The sequence below is a fragment of the Curvibacter delicatus NBRC 14919 genome, assembly GCF_001592265.1.
Taxonomy (GTDB): domain Bacteria; phylum Pseudomonadota; class Gammaproteobacteria; order Burkholderiales; family Burkholderiaceae_C; genus Hylemonella; species Hylemonella delicata.
Map to the genome: position 1 here is coordinate 1 of NZ_BCWP01000025.1, position 13,407 is coordinate 13,407.

Annotated in this window: 13 protein-coding genes and 5 tRNA genes; 10 read left to right on the plus strand and 8 right to left on the minus strand. The window is 61.2% G+C overall.

Annotated features, from left to right (window positions below; translation table 11 throughout):
* Positions 1 to 30: 30 nt before the first annotated feature.
* Complete coding sequence (locus CDE01S_RS12240; RefSeq protein ID WP_066707811.1) at positions 31 to 300, minus strand: hypothetical protein; 270 nt, start codon at positions 298 to 300, stop codon at positions 31 to 33.
* Between the two features lie 295 nt (positions 301 to 595).
* Here CDE01S_RS12240 and CDE01S_RS12245 point away from each other — a divergent pair, with 295 nt between their 5' ends.
* Positions 596 to 1,582: a Bug family tripartite tricarboxylate transporter substrate binding protein gene (locus tag CDE01S_RS12245; RefSeq protein ID WP_066707821.1), complete on the plus strand. Its 987-nt coding sequence runs from the start codon at positions 596 to 598 to the stop codon at positions 1,580 to 1,582.
* A 22-nt stretch (positions 1,583 to 1,604) separates the two neighbouring features.
* Here CDE01S_RS12245 and CDE01S_RS12250 read toward each other — a convergent pair whose 3' ends face one another.
* The 7 genes from CDE01S_RS12250 to CDE01S_RS12280 form a co-directional block, all read right to left on the minus strand.
* Positions 1,605 to 2,906 (minus strand): acyl-CoA dehydrogenase family protein, encoded by a 1,302-nt coding sequence (locus tag CDE01S_RS12250; RefSeq protein ID WP_066707823.1) that lies wholly within the window; start codon positions 2,904 to 2,906, stop codon positions 1,605 to 1,607.
* Positions 2,907 to 3,188: 282 nt separating this feature from the next.
* The gene (locus tag CDE01S_RS12255; protein WP_066707826.1) at positions 3,189 to 3,899 is read right to left on the minus strand and encodes a DUF6448 family protein; all 711 of its coding nucleotides are present in this window, start codon (positions 3,897 to 3,899) and stop codon (positions 3,189 to 3,191) included.
* 21 nt (positions 3,900 to 3,920) lie between these two features.
* On the minus strand, positions 3,921 to 4,547 hold the full coding sequence (locus tag CDE01S_RS12260) for a DUF6448 family protein (RefSeq protein ID WP_066707981.1): 627 nt from the start codon (positions 4,545 to 4,547) through the stop codon (positions 3,921 to 3,923).
* A gap of 180 nt (positions 4,548 to 4,727) precedes the next feature.
* Entirely contained in the window at positions 4,728 to 5,204 is a 477-nt protein-coding gene (locus CDE01S_RS12265; RefSeq protein WP_066707829.1) for a periplasmic heavy metal sensor, read from the minus strand.
* Position 5,205: 1 nt separating this feature from the next.
* Entirely contained in the window at positions 5,206 to 5,664 is a 459-nt protein-coding gene (locus tag CDE01S_RS12270; protein WP_066707832.1) for an anti-sigma factor family protein, read from the minus strand.
* Entirely contained in the window at positions 5,661 to 6,224 is a 564-nt protein-coding gene (locus CDE01S_RS12275) for an RNA polymerase sigma factor (RefSeq protein WP_066707834.1), read from the minus strand. The genes CDE01S_RS12270 and CDE01S_RS12275 overlap by 4 nt, the downstream gene beginning before the upstream one ends.
* Before the next feature lie 6 nt (positions 6,225 to 6,230).
* The gene (locus tag CDE01S_RS12280) at positions 6,231 to 6,440 is read right to left on the minus strand and encodes a hypothetical protein (RefSeq protein ID WP_066707836.1); all 210 of its coding nucleotides are present in this window, start codon (positions 6,438 to 6,440) and stop codon (positions 6,231 to 6,233) included.
* Between the two features lie 170 nt (positions 6,441 to 6,610).
* On the opposite strand from CDE01S_RS12280, the gene CDE01S_RS18500 reads away from it, so the two are divergent.
* The 9 genes from CDE01S_RS18500 (at position 6,611) to CDE01S_RS12320 (ending at position 13,385) form a co-directional block, all read left to right on the plus strand.
* Positions 6,611 to 6,687 (plus strand) — tRNA-OTHER (locus CDE01S_RS18500).
* Between the two features lie 79 nt (positions 6,688 to 6,766).
* Positions 6,767 to 8,077, plus strand: coding sequence for a trigger factor (gene tig, locus CDE01S_RS12285; RefSeq protein ID WP_066707838.1), 1,311 nt, complete (start codon positions 6,767 to 6,769; stop codon positions 8,075 to 8,077).
* A 124-nt stretch (positions 8,078 to 8,201) separates the two neighbouring features.
* Entirely contained in the window at positions 8,202 to 8,834 is a 633-nt protein-coding gene (gene clpP, locus CDE01S_RS12290; RefSeq protein ID WP_066707840.1) for an ATP-dependent Clp endopeptidase proteolytic subunit ClpP, read from the plus strand.
* Between the two features lie 121 nt (positions 8,835 to 8,955).
* Positions 8,956 to 10,221: an ATP-dependent Clp protease ATP-binding subunit ClpX gene (gene clpX / locus CDE01S_RS12295; protein ID WP_066707842.1), complete on the plus strand. Its 1,266-nt coding sequence runs from the start codon at positions 8,956 to 8,958 to the stop codon at positions 10,219 to 10,221.
* Positions 10,222 to 10,355: 134 nt separating this feature from the next.
* Positions 10,356 to 12,806 (plus strand): endopeptidase La, encoded by a 2,451-nt coding sequence (lon, locus tag CDE01S_RS12300; RefSeq protein ID WP_066707844.1) that lies wholly within the window; start codon positions 10,356 to 10,358, stop codon positions 12,804 to 12,806.
* Between the two features lie 66 nt (positions 12,807 to 12,872).
* Positions 12,873 to 12,948: transfer RNA gene (locus CDE01S_RS12305), tRNA-Gly, on the plus strand.
* An 80-nt stretch (positions 12,949 to 13,028) separates the two neighbouring features.
* Positions 13,029 to 13,102, plus strand: a tRNA-Cys gene (locus CDE01S_RS12310).
* Positions 13,103 to 13,110: 8 nt separating this feature from the next.
* A tRNA-Gly gene (locus CDE01S_RS12315) sits at positions 13,111 to 13,186 on the plus strand.
* A gap of 105 nt (positions 13,187 to 13,291) precedes the next feature.
* A tRNA-Leu gene (locus CDE01S_RS12320) sits at positions 13,292 to 13,385 on the plus strand.
* Positions 13,386 to 13,407: the final 22 nt, after the last annotated feature.

A 13,407-nucleotide genomic window follows, 5' to 3' on the forward strand; every position in this document is an offset into this window, starting at 1 on the left:
TCAGCAAATCCTTAACGCATCGAATCATGCCTACTTGACGCATTGCATGAGATTCGAATTCCTGCCTTGCCCGGCGTGCTCGCTGACGACACAGGACATGCCGCCGCAGAGGCAATGAACGACGTTGGTGGACATGCTGGGGATGGAGGTCGTGGCTGAGCACTGGCAAGCCGGTGCAGACATGACGCCTTGCGCTTCAGCCTGGCCCCAGCGCAGACCCAGCAAAGCAAGGAGAAGCACCGCCGCCGAACTGACAACGATGGCGGCAAGGTGGGTGTAGCGTACGGGACGTGTGAGCATGACGACTCCTTCTAGCCATGAGCAGGCAGGTTGAATGAACGTGGCAATCTCAGCATTTGCACTATAGCCTGCGTGCGAGAGGGGCACAAATCCGCTTGCTGCCTGCTTTACGCCAGCGACTCGACCGTTCGGAACTGGCCGGTTCGCGCTGCCCGTAGAGGCATCCGGCATCGCGATAACACGGGCAACCACTACCGAGTAGCGAGGGGGTCAGCAGCTTTCTCCGCCGCATCGCGCAGATCCCCCCATAATGGTGCCGGGCATCGCAGTAGAAACCAGAACATGGAGACATGAAATGAGTTTGAAGAAACTGATTGCACGATTGGTCGTTACCTCAATGGCACTGGGCGCGGTGGCGGGGGTCCAGGCCCAGTCCGCGGCACAGACCTTCCCGAACAAGCCGCTTCGCATCGTCGTCACCTTTACCCCCGGTGGTGCGCCCGACATCATTGCGCGGCTGCTGGGCGAGCGCTTCACGGCCGCCTGGGGCCAGCCCGTCGTCATCGACAACAAGCCGGGGTCCGGCGGCAATATTGGGGCCGACTTCGTGGCCAAGGCCGCCCCCGACGGCTACACCCTGGTGGTGGGCACGGTGGGCACGCACTCGATCAACGGCGCGCTCTACGCGAAGATGCCCTATGACATGGTCAAGGACTTCAGCCCCGTATCGCTGCTGGCCACCACGCCCAACATGCTGGTGGTCCACAACGACGTACCCGCCAGGACGGTGCAGGAACTGATCGACCTGGGCAAGCGCGAGGGCAAGATGTCGTTTGCCTCCTCGGGCTCGGGCACTTCGATCCATGTGTCGGGCGAGCTGTTCAAGAGCATGACCGGCATCGACATGACGCACATTCCCTACAAGGGCCGTGCCAGCGCCATCCCCGACTTGCTGGGCGGGCGGGTCACCATGATGTTCGACAACATGCCGTCCAGCCTGCCGCTGGTGCGCGAAGGCAAGCTGCGCGCCCTCGGCGTCACCAGCCTCACGCGCTCCGCCGCCGCGCTGGAGATTCCCACCATCGCCGAGTCCGGCCTGCCCGGCTTCGAGGCGGTGTCGTGGTTCGCCATGTTTGCGCCCCCCGGCACGCCCAAGCCCGTGGTGGACAAGATCCAGGCCGAGATCAACCGCATTCTCAAGATGCCGGAGGTGGCCAAACGGCTGACCGACATCGGGCTGGAGCCGGTGGGTTCCACGTCGGAAGACCTGGCCGCTTACCAGCGCAGCGAGATCGTCAAGTGGGCCAAGGTGGTGAAGGACTCCGGCGCCAGGGCCGAGTGAACGCCTGCTTCACAGTGGCCGCCTAGCGGATGTGCGGCTCGGCCCGCAACTGCTCGGGCGTGGTGAAGTAGGCGCTCAAGTGCCCCAAGTTCTCCCGGGCACGGTCGAGCTCGTGGCGGGCGATGGCGCGCAGGTGCACCTCGTCCGGCCCGTCGAGCAGGTGCAGGGCCCGGCCCCAGGTCCAGAACCAGGCCAGCGGCGTGTCGGGTGACAGGCCCATGGCACCGAACACCTGCACCGCCCGGTCCACCACCCGCGTCTGCAATCGCGCCGCCACCACCTTGATGGCGGAGACATCGATGCGGCTGTCACGGCTAGCGTGGTGGTCGAGCAGCCAGGCGGTACGCAGGACCAGCAGCCGGGCCTGGTCGATCTCCAGGCGCGACTCGGCAATCCAGTCCCGCACATTGGCAAAGTCGGACAGGTGCTTGCCGAAGGCCTGCCGCTCCAGCGTGCGCTCGCACATGAGCGCAAGCGCCAGCTCGCACTGACCGATGGTGCGCATGCAGTGGTGGATGCGGCCCGGCCCCAACCGCGCCTGGGCCATGGCAAAACCTTCGCCCTCCAGCCCCAGCAGGTGGCTGGCAGGTACGCGCACATCGCGCAGCAGGATTTCACAGTGACCTTCGGGCGCATGGTGCTGCAGAATCGGGATGTTGCGTACCAGCGTGAGGCCGGGCGTGTCCATGGGCACCAGCACCATGCTGTGCTGGTGGTGCTTGGCGCTGCTTGCATTGTTGCCGTTGGCGCCATTGCCCTCACTGCCGCAGCGGCACATCACGATCAGCAGTTGGCAGGCCGGGTGGGCCGCGCCGGTGATGAACCATTTGCGACCATTGAGCACGAGCTGCTCACCTTCATGGCGCATCGTGGTCTGCAGGTTGGTGGGGTCGCTGGACGCCACGTCCGGCTCCGACATGGCAAAGGCCGAACGGATCGTGCCGTCGAGCAGCGGGCGCAGCCACTGCCGGTTTTGTTCGGGCGTGGAAAACAGGTGCAGCAGCTCCATGTTGCCGGTGTCGGGTGCGCTGCAGTTGAACACTTCAGAGGCCCAAGGCAGACGGCCCATGATCTCGGCCAGCGGGGCGTATTCCAGGTTGCTCAGCCGCGTGCCGGGTTCGTCCTCGCGCAGGCCCGGCAGGAAGAGGTTCCACAGGCCCTCAGTCCGGGCCAATTCCTTGAGGTCTTCGATGAAGGGCGGGGGATAGACGCCTTGCGCCACCGCCTGATGCCAGGCCGCGTTGTAGGGCAGCAGGTAGCGCTCCATGAAGGCTTCGAGCTGCCGACGCAGGGCCTGCACTTTGGGGGGGTACTCGAAATCCATCACGGTGAACCCATCATAGGATATTTTGCACCGGGCAGAAGACCCGTGAAACCCGGGTCTTCCTGCGCCGGTTCTTACTGCGCAATCCGGGCTGGTCAGTGTGGTGGAGAGGAGGAGGGTCCCTCAACTCCGACAGAAAATGTAAAAAGGGGCATCCATCTGTCCGTCCGATAATTATTGGTATACGGTCAATCTCCAGGGTGACGGACTTCACTAACTTTACGCTGGCAGGCTGGGAGGGGGCAGGTCAGCTCAGTCATGCTCGGCAGACTGGTTTGCTGGCTAATGTCCGTGCCCGGCGTGATGCTGCTCATGGGCATGCGTCGCGCCCTGTGCGGCTTGCCATAACCGCTCCACATAGTGGACATAGGGCACATAGGCCTCGACGTACGCACGACCCGCTTCGACGTCATTCGGGTCAAATTTGCGGCGACCCAAGGCGGCGTAAAAATGCTTATGCACGCCATCGCGTATCGCGGCGGCGAGCAGTTTCTCCACCTGTTCGATCGAGCCATCTTCGAGCGCCTTGTCAGCGGCAGGAACCGCCGGACCGAGATCGCGACCGGCCGGTTGCAGGCCGCCAAAGGGCGCGCCTTCGCCAGCCCGATGGATGCGTACCAGCGTTTCAAAGAAATGCGTGTCAGCGAGTTCCCTCGCCTCTCCGCCGAGTTTGCGCACCGACCTCGCCTGGTCGAACACTTTCCGGATCTCGCCTTCGTCCTCGGTCCGTACCCAAGGCAGGACCAGGTTGACGTTGCCGGTTTCGAGCGACTTTCGTGCCACCGTCACCACGGGTCCATCCAGCCCATCGCAATGCCCAAGCGCCCAGGCCAGCGCGAGACCACCATTACCCATCCCGATGGCGTCCGTACCGAGGCCGCCGATCGATTCATCCAGGCCGAAATACTGGGCCAACGATTTCCATGTCAGGTAAAAGAGACCCGCAAAGAGCGCTAGTGTGATGCGTGATTTCAGCAGATTTTTCAGGTTCATGGTGTTCACCTTGAGCTCACTTTAATGCTGATGGGCCGCTGCAGCGCTTTCCTGAGTGTCGCCGTGCGCGGGACCTTCAGTGGCTTCGTAGATCCGTTCGACTGAATGGATATAGCCGACATACGCCTTCACATACGCTTGTCCGGCCGCAACGTCGTCTGCCTTGAAATTCTTCTTGGCGATGACGTCCTTGAACTGCCCCCCGACGCTTTTGTGTACTGCCTTCGTGAGCAAGTTCGCCAAGGGTTCGACGGACCCCGTTTCAAGCGCCTTGTCGCCGGCTACCACTGCTGGGCCAAGGTCGCGGCCCGCAGGCTTGATCCCGGTGTAAGGTGCCCCTTCTCCGGATCGATGCACCCGCACCAGAGTCTCGAAGAAGTAGGAGTCAGCCAGTTTCTTGGCGGAAGGGTTCAACTGCCTGACGTCGAGCGTCTTGCGGAACGCGTCCTTGATTTGCGCTTGGTCAGAAGGTTGCACCCAGATCAGCACGCGATTCACGTTCCCGGTATCGAGCGCTTGTTGCGCTGCCTTGATCACCGGGCCGTCTTCGCCATCGCAATGCGCGGAGGCAGGACCGGCCGCAAATAGTAGCGCCACCGAAAGGGTCGCCAGGGCAGAAACTTTGGCAGTGATGTGAGGAAATTTCATGATGTGTAACTCTCCAGTGTTGGTTGCGGACTTCGTTCTCATCAAGGCCCGGTCTTGATTCGACCGGGCCTTACTTGGATAAACGAAGCAGTTGGAGATATGTTCCGGATTTATTTCGACCAGCAGTGCCGGCGCGTCCGATCAGGCCGGTCCGGGCCGGGCAATGGACGCTGGTGCGGATCAGCGTGCGTGCAGTCGCTGCGCACCGGCGGTGCCGCGCGGATCCTGCTTGAGAAGCAGGTCGGCCAGGGCGAGCCGCTGCTCCGCGGTTAGTATATCGCGCTCCTTCAGCAGTTGCTCAATGACGCGGCGCTGCTGCGCCTCCTGCAGCGTGAAGATTGCAGCGCGCTCGCGCTCGATGACTGACGTGTCGGGCTGAGCAGAGAAGATCTCGCGCACCAGACGCTCGCGGTGAATCTGGATTTCGCTGCCGACGTCATTCAGGACCTTCACGAAATCTTGCTCCATGGCATGCCAGCGCTCGAGTTGCGTGCCATCGAGCTTCAAATAGTCCGGAACGCGCTCGTGACCCATCCCGAAGAAGGCCAGTTCGGTCGCGCCTTCCGCCCGCTGGGCCTGAAACCACGCGCCGGCGAGTACGCCCACGTTGACCAGCAGCGCGATCGCGAGCAGCAGATATACCCAGTAGCGGTTCATGTCAGCGACCCATTGAATTGCAGGCTTGCAGGGCCGGGCACAAGGCGCCCGGAGGAATTGCGGCAAAGGCGGCCATCTGCAGCGCCGCAGGTTGCGCTATCACCTGGGACCCAAGCATCAGTGTGCCGCCCAAATAGACTCCGAGCGAAAGCGAGAGGGCGCCACCGAGCGTCGCCGGTGCGAGCTGCCACCAACGCCAGCGCTGCGGCTTTGGTTGGGGCGTGGGGAGGCCTGCGGCGGCGATGCGGCGATCCACCAGAAAGGCGAAATCGACGTTGGGCGTCACGTCGGGCAATGCGGCAAAGGTGGTCCGCAACTGCCTGAACTCGGTCAGCACCGGCGCGCAGATCACACAGCCCGCGACATGCGCGTCGAGCGCAACCCGAGCGGGCTCGGCCAACTCATCGTCGACCAGGGCCGATATCTCCTCGGTTCTTGGGCATTTTTCGGCAGAGCTCATGACCGACTCCTTGCGCGAATCTCAATCAGGGCGGCTCGCGCCCGCGCCAGCCGCGACTTCACCGTCCCCTCGTTCAGCGACAGCACGCATCCGATTTCTTCGTAAGACATATCTTCCACCTCTCGCAACAGTAGTATTTGCCGGTGCTCCGGCATCAGCTTCTTCAGGCTCGCATCCAGTTGCCGCACTTCCTGCGTGACCTGTGCCTGGTGCTCTGGATCGGGCTCGGAACCAGGCACATCAAACGAGTCCTCCAGCGGCACGAATTCGATCAACTTGCGGTGCCTCAGGGCGTCGAGCGCCGTGTTGTTCGCGATTCGGAACAGCCAGGTGCGGAACTGCGCTTCGGGCCGCCACTGCGGCAGCGCCTGCCAGGCCTTGATAAACGCTTCCTGCGTCAACTCCATCGCATCGTCGTGCGAACCGAGCATGCGCAACAGATAGCGGTGCACCGGCCTCTGATGACGCCGCACCAGTTCGGCAAATGCTTTCCGGTCGCCTTCTTGCGCACGCCTTACCCAGTCATCTTCGGAGCCATCGGAGGCCAGCGTATCGATCATTTGGCTTTATAAACGAATGCCTTCCTTGTCCTTTCGCACGATCTGGACCTCAAAGGCCGTTTCCAGCTGCTTCAGGGCGCCTCGGGGGAGCTTGGCGCGGTCCGGATGGCCGTTTTCTGCCAAATAGGCCAGCGCCTGCTTTTCCAGGCGGAATTTCTGGGGATCTTTGCCTGGCAGCTTGACGAGCCAGGGGGAGCGGTTCTTGGGCTTGGCCATGGTGGGACTCTCGGGTGGCTTTCGGGGCTAAGTTAGAATCCAGGGTTCCCCAAAGTGTGGGCACAGTGCATTTGGGAACCTCTCAAGCATTGTGACCAAATTTGGGAAAGAATTTGGGAAAGCCGAAGAAATCCAAAGAATTTTTCGATTTTCCGAGTGAAAAAGCTTTTGTGCGGGTTCCGGGAATTTGGATTTAGGTCCTGACGCCAGCAATGGTGTGGGGGTTCGAGTCCCCCCCCGCGCACCACACAAGGCGGCACTGGCGGAAAAAGCTGCCACGCCGGTGGCGCAAGCCGATTTTTTGAATTTTTTGGAGTGAGTCAATCATGGCCGTTAATGTTGAAACCCTTGAGAAGCTGGAACGCAAGATCACGCTGAGCCTGCCCATGGCTGCCATCCAGACTGAAGTCGAGAGCCGCCTCAAGAAGCTGGCCCGTACCGTGAAGATGGACGGCTTCCGTCCCGGCAAGGTGCCGATGAACGTGGTGACCCAGCGTTATGGCTATTCCGTGCACTACGAAGTGCTGAACGACAAGGTTGGCGAAGCCTTCGCCAGCGCTGCCAACGAAGCCAAGCTGCGTGTGGCGGGCCAGCCGCGCATCACCGAGAAGGAAGGCGCGCCCGAAGGCGAAGTGGCCTTCGACGCCGTGTTCGAGGTGTACCCGGAAGTCAAGATCGGCGACCTGAGCACGGCCGAAGTCGAGAAGCTCACCGCCGAGGTGGATGAGGCCGCCATCGACAAGACGGTCGAGATCCTGCGCAAGCAGCGCCGTACCTTTGCCCAGCGTGCTGTGGATGCGCCCGCCCAGGACGGCGACCGCGTGACGGTGGACTTCGAAGGCAAGATCGACGGCGAACCCTTTGCCGGCGGCAAGGCTGACGGCTTCCAGTTCCTGGTCGGCGAAGGCCAGATGCTGAAAGAATTCGAAGATGCCGTGCGCGGCATGAAGGCCGGCGAAAGCAAGACCTTCCCGCTGGCTTTCCCGGCGGACTACCATGGCAAGGATGTGGCCGGCAAGACGGCTGACTTCATGGTCACGCTCAACAAGATCGAAGCCGCCCACCTGCCCGAAGTCAACGAAGCACTGGCCAAGTCGCTCGGCATTGCCGAAGGCACGGTCGAAGCCCTGCGCGCCGACATCAAGAAAAACCTGGAGCGCGAAGTCAAGTCGCGCCTGCTGGGCCGCAACAAGCAGGCCGTGATGGATGCGCTGGTGGCCAAGGCCGAACTCGACCTGCCCAAGTCCGTGGTGCAGGCCGAAGTGGACCGTCTGATCGAAGGCGCCCGCGCCGACCTGAAGCAGCGCGGCATCAAGGACGCTGACAAGGCGCCGATCCCGGCCGAAATCTTCCAGCCGCAAGCCGAGCAGCGTGTGCGCCTGGGTCTGGTGGTGGCCGAGCTGGTGCGTGCCAACAACCTGCACGCCACGCCCGAGTCGCTCAAGGCGCATGTGGAAGAGCTGGCGGCCAGCTACGAGAAGCCGGAAGACGTGGTGCGCTGGTACTTCGGCGACAACCGCCGCCTGGCCGAAGTCGAGGCCGTGGTGATCGAGAACAACGTGACCAACTTCGTGTTGTCCAAAGCCAAGGTGTCCGAGAAGGCCATTTCCTTCGACGAACTGATGGGTCAGGCCTGATTCCGGTCTGAATTTCCCTGCAGGATGGGGCTTGTGCCGGGCTTGCAGTCCGGTCGACAAGCCCCATTTGCTTTGTGGCCCATAATCTTCGCTAAATTACGTCAATTCTCTGGAGTCGATAGTCATGAATCTGCGCAACAGCGCCTACAACGGTGCCCTGGATACCCAGGCCCTCGGCATGATCCCGATGGTGATCGAGCAGTCCGGTCGCGGCGAGCGCTCGTACGATATTTACTCGCGTCTTCTCAAGGAGCGCGTGATCTTCCTGGTTGGCCCGGTCAATGACCAGACTGCCAACCTGGTGGTGGCGCAGCTGCTGTTCCTGGAGAGCGAGAATCCGGACAAGGACATCTCGTTCTATATCAATTCGCCCGGTGGCTCGGTGAGCGCCGGCATGGCGATCTATGACACCATGAACTTCATCAAGCCCGACGTGTCCACGCTGTGCGTGGGCATGGCAGCCAGCATGGGCGCTTTCCTGCTGGCGGCCGGCGCCAAGGGCAAGCGTTTTTCGCTGCCCAACTCCAAGGTCATGATCCACCAGCCGCTCGGCGGCACCCAGGGCCAGGCGACCGAGATCGAGATCCATGCGCGCGAGATCCTCAAGACCCGCGAGCAGCTCAACAAGATCCTGGCCGAACGCACTGGCCAGCCGCTGGACAAGATCGAGCGTGACACCGAGCGGGACTACTACCTCTCGGCCGACGAAGCGAAAGACTACGGTCTGGTCGACCAGGTCATTGCCAAACGGCCCTGAGTTTTCAGCCTGACGGCTTGTTGGCGGCAACCGCCCTGTGCGCCATGGCGCTAGGGCGTGCCTGCCATTTCGGTATCATTTGGTAAATATTCGGTAATTTCCCGCAAAAGGCATTCTTCACATGGCCGAGAAAAAAGGCTCTTCCAGCGAAAAAACACTGTATTGCTCTTTTTGCGGCAAGAGTCAGCACGAGGTCAAGAAACTGATTGCCGGTCCCTCGGTGTTCGTCTGCGACGAATGCATCGAACTGTGCAACGAGATCATCCGCGATGAATTGCCCTCCGGTACCGAGGGTGCGGAAGCGCGCGGCGATCTGCCGACGCCGGCCGAGATCAAGGCCAACCTTGACAACTATGTGATCGGTCAGGAAATCGCCAAGCGCACGCTGGCGGTGGCGGTCTACAACCACTACAAACGCCTGCAGCACAAGGAAAAGGCGCGCAAGGACGATGTGGAACTGGCCAAGAGCAACATCCTGCTCATCGGCCCCACCGGCTCCGGCAAGACGCTGCTGGCGCAGACGCTGGCGCGCCAGCTCAACGTGCCGTTTGTCATGGCCGATGCCACCACGCTGACGGAAGCCGGCTATGTGGGTGAGGACGTCGAGAACATCGTTGCCAAGCTGCTGCAGAGTTGCAATTACGAAGTCGAACGCGCCCAGCGCGGCATCGTCTACATTGACGAGATCGACAAGATTTCGCGCAAGTCAGACAACCCATCCATCACACGCGATGTGTCGGGCGAGGGCGTGCAGCAGGCGCTGCTCAAGCTGATCGAAGGCACCATGGCCAGTGTGCCGCCGCAGGGCGGCCGCAAGCATCCGAACCAGGACTTCATCCAGATCGACACCACCAACATCCTGTTCATCTGCGGTGGTGCGTTTGCCGGGCTGGAGAAGGTGATCGAGAGCCGGACCGAATCGTCCGGTATCGGTTTCGGTGCCGCCGTGCGCAGCAAGCAGCAGCGCAGCCTGACCGAAGTGTTCAAGGACGTCGAGCCGGAGGATCTGATCAAGTTCGGCCTGATTCCCGAGCTGGTCGGTCGCATGCCGGTGGTGGCCACACTGGCCGAGCTCAGCGAGGATGCCCTGGTGCAGATTCTGACCGAGCCCAAGAATGCCCTGGCCAAGCAGTACGCCAAGCTGTTTGCCATGGAAGGCGTGGACCTTGAACTGCGTCCCGGCGCGCTCAAGGCCATTGCCAAGAAGGCGCTGACACGCAAGACCGGCGCCCGCGGCCTGCGCTCCATCCTGGAGCAGGCCCTGATCGACACCATGTTCGACCTGCCCAACCAGGACAATGTCGAAAAAGTCGTGGTGGACGAGTCCACCATCGAGGAAAACAAGCCGCCGCTGCTGGTTTACCGCGAAGCCGCCAAAAAGGCCTGAGTCGAAGGCTCGATTCAGCCGGTATTCCAGCTGTTCCTTCATGGTTTTGAAACACCCGCCCGATCCATAATCGGTTGCGGGTTGAAAATTCGCACTTGCAGTCCATATTCAACAGGTAACGAAAAGGTTTTCCCATGTCCGGTCATACCCCTCTGCCTGCCACCCCGATCGAATTGCCGCTGTTGCCTTTGCGCGATGTGGTGATCTTCCCCCACATGGTGATTCCGCTGTTCGTGGGGCGCCCCAAGAGCATCAAGGCGCTGGAAGCCGCGATGGAGGCCGAACGCCGCATCATGCTGGTGGCGCAGAAGGCCGCTGCCAAGGATGAGCCGCAGGTGTCCGACATGTTCGATGTCGGCTGCGTCTCCACCATCCTGCAGATGCTGAAATTGCCCGATGGCACGGTCAAGGTCCTGGTCGAAGGCCAGCAGCGCGCTCTGGTGAACAAGATTGTCGAGGGCGAGTCGCATTTCACGGCCGACGTCACGCCGGTGGAGCAGCCGGCCGAAACCGACCCGACGGTGACTGCACAGACCAGCGAAATCGAGGCATTGCGCCGCGCCGTGATGCAGCAGTTTGACCAGTACGTCAAACTCAACAAGAAGATCCCGCCCGAAATCCTGACCTCGATCGCCAGCATCGATGATCCGGGTCGATTGGCCGATACGATTGCGGCCCATCTGCCTCTCAAGCTGGACAACAAGCAGGCTGTGCTGAGCTTGTCTCAGGTGCGGGACCGTCTGGAGAACCTGTTTGAGCAGCTCGAACGTGAGGTCGACATCCTGAATGTCGACAAGAAGATCCGCGGTCGTGTCAAACGCCAGATGGAGAAGAACCAGCGCGACTTCTATCTGAATGAGCAGGTCAAGGCCATCCAGAAAGAACTGGGTGAGGGCGAAGACGGCGCCGACATCGAAGAGATCGAGAAGAAGATCAAGGCCGCCCGCATGCCGGCCGAGGCCCGCAAGAAAGCCGATGCCGAGCTCAAGAAGCTCAAGCTGATGTCGCCCATGTCGGCCGAGGCCACCGTGGTGCGCAACTACATCGATACGCTGATCAGCCTGCCGTGGAGCAAGAAGACCAAGATCAAGCATGACCTGGCCCTGGCCGAGGAAGTACTCAACGAAGACCACTACGGTCTGGACAAGGTCAAGGATCGCATTCTTGAGTACCTTGCTGTGCAGCAGCGCGTGGACAAGGTGAAGGCGCCAATCCTGTGCCTGGTCGGCCCGCCGGGCGTGGGCAAGACCTCGCTGGGACAGTCGGTGGCCAAGGCCACTGGCCGCAAGTACGTGCGCATGGCGCTGGGCGGCATGCGTGACGAAGCCGAGATCCGCGGTCACCGCCGTACCTACATCGGCGCCATGCCGGGCAAGGTGCTGCAAAGCCTGTCCAAGGCTGGCACACGCAATCCACTGTTCCTGCTCGACGAGATCGACAAGCTGGGCACGGATTTCCGTGGCGACCCTTCCAGCGCGCTGCTTGAGGTGCTGGATCCGGAGCAGAACAACAAGTTCGGCGACCACTATGTCGAGGTCGATTTTGACTTGAGCGACGTGATGTTTGTGGCAACCTCCAATTCCATGAACATCCCGCCCGCCTTGCTGGACCGGATGGAGGTGATTCGCTTGTCGGGTTATACCGAAGACGAAAAGGTCAGCATTGCCCAGCGTTACTTGCTGCCCAAGCAGCTGAAGAACAACGGCGTCAAGGACGACGAACTGCTGGTGACGGAAGATGCCGTGCGCGATGTGGTGCGTTACTACACGCGAGAAGCCGGTGTGCGTTCGCTCGAGCGCGAGATTTCCAAGATCTGCCGCAAGGTGGTCAAGGGCTTGCAGCTCAAGAAGATGAAACCGCAGGTTGTTGTCAATGCTGACAACCTCAATGATTTCCTCGGTGTGCGCAAGTTCACCTACGGCCGCGCCGAGCAGCAGAACCAGGTAGGCCAGGTGGTCGGTCTGGCGTGGACGGAAGTCGGTGGCGACCTGTTGACCATCGAAACCGCACTGATGCCGGGCAAGGGCGTCATCACACGCACCGGTTCGCTGGGTGATGTGATGAAGGAGTCGGTGGAAGCCGCGCGCACCGTGGTGCGCAGCCGGGCGCGTCGTCTTGGTATCCCTGACGAGTTCTTCGAGAAGAAGGACATGCACATCCACGTGCCTGACGGCGCAACGCCGAAGGACGGCCCGAGTGCGGGTGCCGCCATGACCACGGCCATGGTGTCGGCGCTCACCGGGATTCCGGTACGCGGCGATGTCGCGATGACAGGCGAGATCACGCTGCGTGGCGAGGTCACGGCCATCGGTGGCTTGAAGGAGAAACTGCTGGCCGCGCTGCGTGGTGGCATCAAGACCGTGCTGATCCCCGAGGAGAACACGAAGGATTTGCAGGAGATCCCCGAGAACGTCAAAAACGGCTTGGAGATCGTGCCTGTCAAATGGATCGACAAAGTACTGGAGATCGCCTTGGAGCGCATGCCGACACCGTTGCCGGATGACGAGGTCGCTGCTGCGGCTGTCCCGTCCGCTGCGCCTGCATCGGAGCCGGCAGCTGCATCGCGGGGCTCTGTCAAACACTGAGTCAAAATTTTTAGCGGAGTCTTTGCAAAAGCAGAAAAATACCGCTATAATTTGAGTCTTGATAACGCGGGAATAGCTCAGTTGGTAGAGCGCAACCTTGCCAAGGTTGAGGTCGAGAGTTCGAGACTCTTTTCCCGCTCCAAATTCCGAAAAGGGAAGCAAAAGCTTCCCTTTTTTATTAAGTGAATGGCCAGCCATGGGCTGGTCATGGCAGAGATTTTTGGCGCGGTAGCAAAGCGGTTATGCACCGGATTGCAAATCCGTGTAGGTCGGTTCGACTCCGGCCCGCGCCTCCAGACTCCATGCGGGAGTAGCTCAGTTGGTAGAGCGCAACCTTGCCAAGGTTGAGGTCGAGAGTTCGAGACTCTTCTCCCGCTCCATTCATTGCCCCGGCGCATCAGCCTCGCAGGTGACAACCGCCTGTTTGCAGGATCCGTGCAGCACTGGGAGTCCCCGGTTTTTGCAGGACAATGTGGGGACTGCAGGCCTCGATGGTGAAATTGGTAGACACAGCGGACTTAAAATCCGCCGCTTTCCTGCATAAGGGGCGTACCGGTTCGACCCCGGTTCGAGGCACCATCCAATCATGCAGTGACGGTAT

Excerpts from the sequence above, each read along its gene's own strand:
- clpP (WP_066707840.1), top strand. The coding sequence starts at position 8,202 with ATGAATCTGCGCAACAGCGCCTACAACGGTGCCCTGGATACCCAGGCC.
- CDE01S_RS12240 (WP_066707811.1), bottom strand. The coding sequence starts at position 300 with ATGCTCACACGTCCCGTACGCTACACCCACCTTGCCGCCATCGTTGTC.
- CDE01S_RS12245 (WP_066707821.1), top strand. The coding sequence starts at position 596 with ATGAGTTTGAAGAAACTGATTGCACGATTGGTCGTTACCTCAATGGCA.
- CDE01S_RS12265 (WP_066707829.1), bottom strand. The coding sequence starts at position 5,204 with ATGAACCGCTACTGGGTATATCTGCTGCTCGCGATCGCGCTGCTGGTC.
- lon (WP_066707844.1), top strand. The coding sequence starts at position 10,356 with ATGTCCGGTCATACCCCTCTGCCTGCCACCCCGATCGAATTGCCGCTG.
- CDE01S_RS12275 (WP_066707834.1), bottom strand. The coding sequence starts at position 6,224 with ATGATCGATACGCTGGCCTCCGATGGCTCCGAAGATGACTGGGTAAGG.
- tig (WP_066707838.1), top strand. The coding sequence starts at position 6,767 with ATGGCCGTTAATGTTGAAACCCTTGAGAAGCTGGAACGCAAGATCACG.
- CDE01S_RS12250 (WP_066707823.1), bottom strand. The coding sequence starts at position 2,906 with ATGGATTTCGAGTACCCCCCCAAAGTGCAGGCCCTGCGTCGGCAGCTC.
- clpX (WP_066707842.1), top strand. The coding sequence starts at position 8,956 with ATGGCCGAGAAAAAAGGCTCTTCCAGCGAAAAAACACTGTATTGCTCT.
- CDE01S_RS12260 (WP_066707981.1), bottom strand. The coding sequence starts at position 4,547 with ATGAAATTTCCTCACATCACTGCCAAAGTTTCTGCCCTGGCGACCCTT.
- CDE01S_RS12255 (WP_066707826.1), bottom strand. The coding sequence starts at position 3,899 with ATGAACCTGAAAAATCTGCTGAAATCACGCATCACACTAGCGCTCTTT.
- CDE01S_RS12280 (WP_066707836.1), bottom strand. The coding sequence starts at position 6,440 with ATGGCCAAGCCCAAGAACCGCTCCCCCTGGCTCGTCAAGCTGCCAGGC.
- CDE01S_RS12270 (WP_066707832.1), bottom strand. The coding sequence starts at position 5,664 with ATGAGCTCTGCCGAAAAATGCCCAAGAACCGAGGAGATATCGGCCCTG.